The sequence below is a fragment of the Streptomyces sp. NPDC031274 genome (genome assembly GCF_055570235.1).
On sequence record NZ_JBVIHP010000476.1, the window covers coordinates 1 to 1,047 of the forward strand.

Consider the following 1,047-nt stretch of genomic DNA (forward strand, 5'->3'; position numbering starts at 1 on the left):
ATCTGAGCCATGACGTCGTACGCGACATCCGGCAGACCCTCTTCATGATCGCCCGCAGGCTGATCCCCGGGACCGTCTTCCCCGACTTCCTGATGTCCCTGCCGACGCCGGGAAACCGCCGTTTCAACGCGGCCGTGCGGCGCTTCCACGCCACCGTCGACGCGCTGATCCAAGGCCGCCGCGCCCACCCGGTGGCCGCTCACGACGTCCTGGACGTGCTGCTGAAGTCGACGCACCCGCTCACGGGCAGGCCGTACACCGACGAGGAGGTCCGCAGCGAGTTCCTGATGATGCTCTTCGCCGCCCTGGAAACCACCAGCGCCTCGCTGACCTGGGCGGTGTTCGAGACGACCGTCCGGCCCGAGGTGCAACAACGGATGCACAAGGAGGCCTCGGGCGTCCTGGACGGAGGTCCGCTCGACTACGACCGCCTCAAGGACCTCTCGTACACCCGCAAGGTCGTCGGCGAAACGCTGCGGCTGCACGCGCCGATGCTGTTCACCCGGCGGGCCCGGCACGACGTCGAGCTCGCCGGGACCCTCGTCCCCGCGGGCTCCGAGATCGGGTACAGCCCGCGCGCCATGCACCGCAACCCGGCCACGTATGCCCATCCGCGGCGCTTCGACCCGGAACGCGGCGAGTCCGAAGGCGGCAAGGACCTGCCGCGCGGCGCCTACTTCCCGTGGGGCACCGGACCGCACCGGTGCATCGGGGAGCACCTCGCCGAGACCACGATGACGGTGGCCCTGGCCACCCTGGTCACCCGCTGGCAGCTGCGGATCGCGCCGGGCACCCGAAGGATCACGGAGTCGAACAGCTCCCTGCCGCACCCGAGCAGCCTCCCCCTGGTGGTGACTCCGCGCACCTGAACCGAGGACCCGCTGTCCGCCACCCGCCCGCCCCATCTTCCAGAGCCATGCGTTCTCCAGGACCGCGCACCCCTGGACACCCATCCCTGGACCGGCCAACACCGGCCCGCTCAACCGACGTTCGAGAACCGGAGCACCGCACCATGGACCTCAACCTCACCTCCAAGACGGCAGTGGT

Annotated in this window: 1 protein-coding gene; it reads left to right on the plus strand. The window is 70.0% G+C overall.

Annotated features, from left to right (window positions below; translation table 11 throughout):
• A partial coding sequence (locus tag ACZ5CR_RS47295; protein WP_468870260.1) for a cytochrome P450 occupies nucleotides 1-869 on the plus strand: 869 nt, incomplete at its 5' end.
• Nucleotides 870-1,047 lie beyond the last annotated feature (178 nt).